Here is an 8,082-nt window from a genome sequence, read left to right as displayed (position 1 = left end):
ACCATGCCCGTCGGCCAGCTAAAATATTTTCCGGTCCCCGGACTGTTCACGGGATAGAAGATATAGTCGCTACCTGAAGGTTGTTGGAAAATGAGGGTGTCCCCATAGATCGGAAGCACCGGACAACTCGGGGCCGTAGGTGCAACTGGAACAGCCGGAGTGCTCGGGGTGCCCGGTGTACTTGGATTTCCTGGTGTACCCGGATTGCTGGGACTGCCAGGATTAGAAGGCGTGCTCGGGCTGCCCGGATTGTTATTATTGAGACTGTCTACCGTATGCTGAGGGAACGGAGGCGTAGGAACGGTTGTCGTATCCGGCTTGGCCGGATGCGTCGTATCGCTTGGTTTGGGAGCACTGGTGTCATGCCTGGTCGCCGAATCACGGCCGTGCGGGCCATTCCGCGAGCCGACAAATCCGGGCGAATTGGGGTCCGTAGCCGGAATAGCTTTGCCACAGGCAAATGCCGCGATTACAAGGATAACGGCGATCAACGGAATAGTCTTCATAAGTAGGTTTTTTAATAGGGGTTTACGCTTAACAAAATACGAATTATTCCTGGTATCTCTAAGTATTGGTAACCGCTGGGTGCATATTCGTAACCGTATGGGACGAAATACTTACAAAGTACTGATAATCAATACTATTAAGAAAATATTTCCGACAACCGGTTACAATCCGTTTCCCAGTTTGTACCAATAAATGCAGTATCCTCCAATATCCGTTATTCAACCCCTTAATAACGTATAAAATTTGACCTTATGCCCATCGAAGAATCCATCCGCGAAATGGAGGGAAAGATCTCCCTTCTCGACAACCGGAAATTCATCGGCCTTGCCGGACTTATCGGCGTCTATGCAATCGCCTACCTCAGCTTCCTTACCCATCTGATCATCCAGTCGGGCGGCTTCTAAAAAGTCGTCAGGCTGGAAGCCTGGTTGGCAGACGCGTGAGAAACGCCATCGCCCCGTTGAATACAAACAAATACGCCGGGAATAATACATAAATCCAGTCATGCCCGACGCAAATGATCAGGGCCAACGTCGACGACACCACACCCAGCACCCAGGCCAGCGATCGCTCGGAGAGCGGGTCCCGCCACGCCTTGACCACCGTCGGGATCGCTAAGATCCCATCGGCGAAAATGGCGAATATCGTCGTCATCCAGGGATTCCCAGACAAAAGATAGATCGCCACGCACAACGCGCCCCAAACCACATATTGCCAGTCCTTCCGCTCGAAGGAATAATTCCGCGTCGCCAGCGCCACCATCCCGATAGTGAAACATCCCACCGTCGAACAAAGTACTCCCGTCATGCTCCACTGCCAGCCCTTGCTGACCACCTGCGAGACGACACTCGTCCCCATCAAAAAAGCCCAGCCCGTCCAAGAAAGGACGCTTGGCCGCACCTTCTTCATCACCGTATTGATGAGGTAGATCACCTGTGCGCTTCCAATGATAATACCTGCCGCCAAACCCATTATTTTTTCCGCCGCCTGCATCAAACAAATTTGCTCCCAAGATACCGCTTCCATGGCCGGCTTTTTGCTTCCTCCTACAAAAAGCCATGAAAAAGCTCCTTCCCCTGGCCAACATTTTCGCCCTCGCCGCCACGATCATCATCAACTACCTATCCAATACAGGCGCCTTTGGCGGCAACACGATCGCCTCCGTCTCCGCCGCCTTCCCCACTTACTTCATGCCCGCCCGCTATGCCTTCTCCATCTGGAGCCTCATCTATCTCGCCCTCATCGGCTTCGCCGCTTACCAGGGTCGCGCCCTCTCCGGCAACTCCGAAGCCACCACGCTGGTGGACCGCATCGGCGGCTGGTTCCTCCTCTCCTGCATCGCAAACAGTTGCTGGGTGCTGGCCTTTGTGTATGGAGACACCGGTCTTTCCATCCTGCTCATGCTCGTCCTCGCTCTCTCGCTTATGATGATCATCCGGCGAACCGATATGGAACTTACCGACCCTCCCTTCCGCACGATCCTCTTCGTATGGTGGCCTTTCTGCCTGTATGCAGGCTGGATCAGCCTGGCGTTCTTCGCCAATCTCGCTTTCTGGCTGAGGAAAATAGAGTGGAACGGCCTGGGTATTCATGCCGCCATCTGGGCGATCATCTTCGTGTTCATCGCCGGAGCTTTACATCTTTATATGACCTGGGAAAGGAATATGCGCGAGTTCGCGCTGGTAGGCGTCTGGGGGCTCGTCGCGATCGCCATCGGCAACCTCGACCGCGCCTGGGCCGTGTCCGTCGCCGCCTTCGGCATGGCCGGCATCCTGTTCATCAGCAGTGGACTCCACGGTTACCGCAACCGCGCAACCTCGCCCTTTCGTCGTTAGCGCTCGACCCGGACATTCATCAGCACAAGCGCAAGGACCGAAAATCCAATGAGAAGAACGCTCACGACAAACGTGATCACGCCGACGACCGTCGCGGCCTTGCTACCGTTCTTCGTCATACGCCTGTAAACCGCCGCAGAAATGAAATAAGACGCCAGCACGATTAGCGCGATGCCGGCAAAGAAAAGAAGATAGTCCATGGCAAGGGGGGGTTGGTTGAACCCGACCAAAATAATAAAAAAATAGCAAAAAAACACCAAATCTTACCCCTTGGTAATCAACCCTACCATATTCCCGCCGGGGTCGCTGAACCAGGCAAACTTTTTTCCGTCCGGCAGGGGTACCGGTCCGATCACCTTCTTTCCGCCGGCAGCCTCGATCCTCGTAAGCGTTTCGGCAATATCCTCCACCTGGATGTAAAAAGTAATATACTGATGCGGCTCATGGCCCAACGCCGTGATATGCCCGGTCGCCCCACCGTCTGAACGCGTATCCAGCAACGAAGCATAAGGCGTCGGCGTCGCCGCCCAGTTAAATATCTCCGTATAAAAGCTCGTAGTGCCCGCCAGGTCCTTGCACCCGATCTCGAAATGAACTACCGGATTTCCCATAACAATTAATTTATCCTAAGATACCTATATTTACACAGACCAAAACGACTCAAATGCTTAGAACCGGCCTTACCCTCGGCCTCCTCGCACTCACCGGGGCCCTCTTCGCCCAGCAGGGCACAGAATCGAACCCCTATATTCTCGAGCCGACCCCATCCACCGTGGCCTGGGGCCATTACTGGTCGGAGTATCCCCCGGCGCTGAAGGTCAAATCCGGTGATTTCGTAAAAGTGCACACCCTCATCACCTCCAATCCCGAACGTCTGGAAGCCGCCGGCGTCCCCGCCGACCAGGTGGAGAAACAACTGCGAGACGTCCAGTCGATGAAAGACAAAGGCCCCGGCGGTCATATCCTCACCGGGCCGATCTATGTCGAAGGCGCCGATTCCGGCGACGTCCTCGAGGTCCGGCTCCAGACCATCGACCTCGCCATTCCCTATGGCTACAACGCCATCGGCAGCGCCGGCTTCCTTTCCGACGAGATCTTTGCCCGCAATATGCGCATCGTTCCCCTTGATGCGAAAAAGAATATCGCCCGCTGGGCCGACGGGATCGAGATCCCCCTGCATCCCTTCTTCGGCAGTCTCGGGGTAGCCCCGCCAAAAGAAGCCGGTCGCTGGAACAGCGCCCCACCGTGGATCCATGGCGGCAACCTCGATAACAAGGAGCTGGTCGCCGGCACTTCGATCTACTACCCCGTCTTTGTAAAAGGCGCCCTGTTCGAGATTGGGGACGGCCATGCCGCCCAGGGCAATGGCGAAGTGGATATCACCGCCATCGAAACCTCCCTCATCGGGAAGCTCCAGTTCATCGTCCATAAAGGCAAGTCGCTTCGCTGGCCGCGCGCGGAGACCGCAACGCACGTGATCGCCATGGGCTGCGACCGGGACCTCAACGCAGCCACGCATATCGCCGTCCGCGAAATGATCGCCTATCTGATGCAGGAAAAACACATGAGCCAGGCGGACGCCTATATGCTCTGCAGCGTTGCCGCCGATGTGGACATCACCGAGCTCGTCGATGGAAATGTCGGAGTCCATGTCATGCTGCCAAAAAAGATCTTCGTGAAGTAAACAGACATTAATAGTTAAAAAGTTCCTTCATCTTCGCCATAAATACTTCCTTTTTTCGGCGCGACACCTCAATCACCTTATCGTTGGTCAGGATGACGCTGCCGCCTTCCCCGCGCATATATTCTTTGATATGATGCAGATTGACCAAAAAGGATTTGTGTATCCGGCAGAACCCGCTGCGCTCCAGCAGCATTTCATACTCGATGATCGACCGGGAAGCCGTCAGCACCGTCCCGTTCAGTAAATGAAAGATGGTGTAGCTGCTGTCGCTCTCGCAATAGACGACATCCGCCAGGTGGATCACCCGGAACCCCTTCATATCGGGGATACAGAGTTTCATCTCCGCAGGCGTCTGCACCTTGTGTAGATTGTACAAAAAGGTTTCCACCTGCTGCGCCGAAGCCTTATCCGCTATCCGCTGCTGCGCCCGCTTCACCGCCTCGACCATCATATCCTCGTCCACGGGCTTGAGCAAGTAGTCCACTGCGCTGTATTTAAAGGCCTGGATAGTATACTCATTATGCGCCGTCACGAAGATCACCTCGAAGGGCACCGGGCTCAGCTCGTTGAGCAGGTCGAAGCCGTTCTTCTCGGGCATCGCGATATCCAGGAATACCAGTTCCGGCTCGAGATCTGCGATGCGGTCCAGCGCAGTCCGTGCATCGGCGCATTCCGCAAGGATCTTTACCTCGGGACAATTCAGTTCCAGCAATTTCCGGAGGCTGCTCAGCCCCCGCGGCTCGTCGTCAACGATAATGGTCTTGATCATGGAAAAAATTTATTCTATCAGCAGCTCTTCCTCCTGCGCTGCCAGGGTCAGGGTGATCAAAGTACCGCTGCCCAACCGGCCCGGCACATCGATCTTGTCTTTTATACTCAGCGAACAGCTCATCCGGTATTTTTCGTTCAATACCGCTATCCGCTGCCGGATATTGGCGATGCCCATGCTCCGATGCACGGATTTCGTCTGGTCCTTGTTCTGCAGCGACTGCCGGATCCCGATACCGTTGTCCTCGATCTCGCAGACGAGATGACCGTCATCGAGATAAAACTGAATAAGCAGTTGCTTATCCTTATCCTTTGGATGTAGTCCATGCCAGATGGCATTTTCGACCAGCGGCTGGATCAACATCGGGGCCAGGCGGATCTCGTCGATATCCAGGCCTTCGTCGGAGGAGACAAGGATCTGGTACGTGAAGTCGGAGAACCGCAACTGCTCCATCTCGAGATAGCTCTCCAGGTATTCATTGTTCTGTCGCAGCGTGATAAAGGTCTGCCGGGAATGCTCGAGGTTGAGCCGGATCAGCCGGGCAAACCGGCTCAGATAGCGGCTAGCGTTCCGGTTGTCCTCATGCAGGATCATTTCCCGGATGCTGTTCAACGCATTGAAGATAAAATGGGGGTTCATCTGCGCATGCAGCGCCTTCATCTCGTACTCCGCCATCTGTTTGTCCAGGCTGAGCTTCTCCCGGATGCGTCCCACCCGCAACTTGTAGATCAGCAAGACCATCGCCACTGCCAGTACCCCCGCCAGGATCAGGAACCACCACTGTTTCCAATACGGTGGGTGAACGATGATCAGCAGGCTTTTCATCTGCTCCGGCCAACGGTTACTGGCCGAGAACAGCTTTAGCATAACATGATATTCACCCGGCTCGAGATTATTGAAGTTGATGCTCCGCTGCCAGTTGAGCAGGCGCCAGCCGGTGTCCGTTCCCGGCGTGATCCGGTAGGCAAACCGGTTTCCCTCTGGATTCGTGAAGTTGACGGCATTGAAGTTTATCTGGAGATTATTATCCGAATTGCTCAGGTCTATCCGTTCGGTATTCTCAAGGCTGACCCCCGTTCCGGTGCTGATGCCGTCGAGGAAGAGAGCCGGGGTCTTCTGCGGCGCCAGCGAAAGGTCCGGTTGGAAGCTGATCAGGTGCCGCTTGCTGCCAAAATAGAAGATATTCGCCTGCTCGTCATAATAGAAACCCTTCGCCGTCGACGTGATCGCCACCGTCGGCAGGCCATCGGTGTAAGAGAAAGACTTGCTTTCGCCGTTGCGGATATTAAAGCCGGTGATCCCGTTCTCCATTCCCAGCCAGATATTCCCACGAATGATACAACTGCTGTTCAGCACGTCCCCATCCGTCAGGTAGTTCTCTTCTTTACGCATCTCCGTCGTAAAATCGGTGCAGTTGAATTGCAGGATCCCGTTATTGGAAGAGTATAACCAGAGATTGTTCTTCTCGTCCACGTCGATGATCTGCGCGTAATTAGGCAGTTTGCGGGCCAGCGAAGGATAAGGGATCAGCGTATCGATGGCCTGTTTGCGACCATTGAAACGGCAAAGCCCATCACCGCCCAGCCACATATTCCCGTTCCGATCCTCCGCCATGCTGAAGCAATAGGTGATCTTCATCTGCGGCCACTGCCGCTCGGAGATCTCCGTGAACTGCCGCCGTCGCGGATCATACCGGACGACGCTGTTCAGCCGGCCAAAGGAGACCCAGATATCCTTGTCCCGGTCTACCCACCAGCATAGGATATTATAATCGGCGATCCAGGCGAGATCCGGCGGCGCCGATACCCTGCCACTGTTGAATCGCTTCCGGTCCAGCCAGAACAGTCCTTTTCTCGTGCCGACCCAGAGAGTGTCGGCATTATACGGAATAAATACGCCGATGTCATTGCTGTTCGATTCCTTGTCCCCGAAAAAGACCCGGTGTTTCGTCTGTTTCGTATCCTTATCCAGCACCAGTACCCCGCCCTTGTTGCGGAGCCCGATGAAAAGATTCGCCGAATCCGACCAGATCGTTCGGATATTGCAGTTCCGCAGGTCCGGCTGCTCGGTGGAAAGATCATAGGCGGTAAAGAAGGGGCTCGACAAATTCTCTTTATACAGTCCCTCATTTGTTCCAATCCAAAGCCTTCCTTCCCGGTCCTTAAAGACCGTGGTGCACTGCTTGCCGTCCAGGTATTTGGCGCAAAAGGTCACCGTGTGATTGACGGGATGATAATGAAGCACATAGATCCCGCTGGCTTTACAGGTTATCGCGATCAGACTATCGGTCAGCATAATGATCTTGCTGTCCTGCTCGTCTATCTCGCGCAGGCCGTCGAAGGGCAGCGGCATTTCCCAGCTCCTGGCGTTCAGCAGATCGTAGGCGTTCAACGTATTTTTCTCCGCGTTGTGGATCAACAGCTCGTTCTTCCGGCCCGAATAGCAGAGCCGGTGCTGCTCGTTGCGGTCGAGCAACGCCTTCTTGAGCTCGGGATGGCGATTGACAAAAAAAGTATCGATCCGGTTGCGGCCGACATCGTAATTGGAGAACACCACCGAATTCTCCTGCAGGACATGCCCATCCCCATATTCATAGAGGCTCCCGCCGAAGATCAGCTCTTGCCGCCCGGCATCCGCCGGCAGATAATGATCATAGCGATTGATGATCGAGCCTGACGAATCAAAGACATAGAGACCCGTCTTGGTTGAAAGGATATAGTTGCCCCGTTTGTCGCGGGACGTCTCATAGACATTGTTCTCCCAATAGGAAATGGATGCATCGCAGGGTACCGTCAGCCGCCGGAATCGCCTGGTGCCGGTATTGAAGACAAAGGATCCGGCCGTCGTACTACCGATCATTTCCTCGCCCTGCATCTTCAGCAGTGAGATGCAATTCGCGGGGAGCGACATTTCTCCGCTGCCGGTATAGTAGCTGGTGAAGAACCTTCCGTCAAACCGGTTCAGTCCCTTTCGGGTGGCTACCCAGATATACCCGAGCGAATCCTGTACGATGCCGGAGATATAATTATTTGAAAGCCCTTCCGTTCGTGTGTAGTGGGTGAAGCTGCTGTCTCCAAACGACTGCGCGTTTGACGCCGGGGCCGTCAAAAAAAGCATCCAAAAAGCCAGGAGGAACAAGTGGTGTTGTCGCATAGAAGCCGGTGCAGGCGTTCATTTGGTCGATTAAAATTACAAACCAAAATCAACAAATCCGCCCCATTTTTTCGTTCTCCGTTCCCGAAAGAAAGGACGCCGGTTGCTGTTCCGCAGCCTCCGCTCCTTAGATT

8 protein-coding genes and 1 pseudogene are annotated in these 8,082 nt (G+C 54.6%); 3 read left to right on the top strand and 6 right to left on the bottom strand.

Annotation, left to right across the window (positions count from 1 at the left end):
* Nucleotides 1-506: pseudogene (locus VGM48_RS15115) on the bottom strand (hypothetical protein); the annotation flags it as partial.
* A 252-nt stretch (nucleotides 507-758) separates the two neighbouring features.
* On the opposite strand from VGM48_RS15115, the gene VGM48_RS15110 reads away from it, so the two are divergent.
* Nucleotides 759-911 carry a hypothetical protein gene (locus tag VGM48_RS15110; RefSeq protein WP_331580526.1) on the top strand — a complete coding sequence of 51 codons (153 nt, stop codon included), beginning with the start codon at nucleotides 759-761 and terminating at the stop codon, nucleotides 909-911.
* Nucleotides 912-918: 7 nt separating this feature from the next.
* Here VGM48_RS15110 and VGM48_RS15105 read toward each other — a convergent pair whose 3' ends face one another.
* Nucleotides 919-1,533, bottom strand: coding sequence for a hypothetical protein (locus tag VGM48_RS15105; protein WP_331580524.1), 615 nt, complete (start codon nucleotides 1,531-1,533; stop codon nucleotides 919-921).
* 32 nt (nucleotides 1,534-1,565) lie between these two features.
* Between VGM48_RS15105 and VGM48_RS15100 the strand changes: the two genes are divergently transcribed.
* The gene (locus tag VGM48_RS15100; RefSeq protein WP_331580522.1) at nucleotides 1,566-2,342 is read left to right on the top strand and encodes a hypothetical protein; all 777 of its coding nucleotides are present in this window, start codon (nucleotides 1,566-1,568) and stop codon (nucleotides 2,340-2,342) included.
* On the opposite strand, the gene VGM48_RS15095 is transcribed toward VGM48_RS15100, so the two are convergent.
* Nucleotides 2,339-2,542 (bottom strand): hypothetical protein, encoded by a 204-nt coding sequence (locus VGM48_RS15095; RefSeq protein ID WP_331580520.1) that lies wholly within the window; start codon nucleotides 2,540-2,542, stop codon nucleotides 2,339-2,341. The genes VGM48_RS15100 and VGM48_RS15095 overlap by 4 nt on opposite strands.
* A 63-nt stretch (nucleotides 2,543-2,605) precedes the next feature.
* On the bottom strand, nucleotides 2,606-2,953 hold the full coding sequence (locus tag VGM48_RS15090; RefSeq protein ID WP_331580517.1) for a VOC family protein: 348 nt from the start codon (nucleotides 2,951-2,953) through the stop codon (nucleotides 2,606-2,608).
* 53 nt (nucleotides 2,954-3,006) lie between these two features.
* Between VGM48_RS15090 and VGM48_RS15085 the strand changes: the two genes are divergently transcribed.
* Nucleotides 3,007-4,026: an acetamidase/formamidase family protein gene (locus tag VGM48_RS15085; RefSeq protein ID WP_331580515.1), complete on the top strand. Its 1,020-nt coding sequence runs from the start codon at nucleotides 3,007-3,009 to the stop codon at nucleotides 4,024-4,026.
* 7 nt (nucleotides 4,027-4,033) lie between these two features.
* Here the strand turns inward: VGM48_RS15085 and VGM48_RS15080 are convergent, their stop codons facing one another.
* Both VGM48_RS15080 and VGM48_RS15075 read right to left on the bottom strand, forming a co-directional pair.
* Nucleotides 4,034-4,795: a LytTR family DNA-binding domain-containing protein gene (locus tag VGM48_RS15080; protein ID WP_331580513.1), complete on the bottom strand. Its 762-nt coding sequence runs from the start codon at nucleotides 4,793-4,795 to the stop codon at nucleotides 4,034-4,036.
* 9 nt (nucleotides 4,796-4,804) lie between these two features.
* Nucleotides 4,805-7,948, bottom strand: a complete 3,144-nt coding sequence (locus VGM48_RS15075; protein ID WP_331580511.1) for a sensor histidine kinase — start codon at nucleotides 7,946-7,948, stop codon at nucleotides 4,805-4,807.
* Between the last annotated feature and the right edge of the window lie 134 nt (nucleotides 7,949-8,082).

Origin of the sequence: Puia sp. (assembly GCF_036500295.1) — a bacterium.
In the GTDB taxonomy this organism is placed as follows: domain Bacteria; phylum Bacteroidota; class Bacteroidia; order Chitinophagales; family Chitinophagaceae; genus Puia.
Note: the sequence above shows the minus strand (reverse complement) of the source record. Positions and strands in the feature narration are given on the sequence as shown.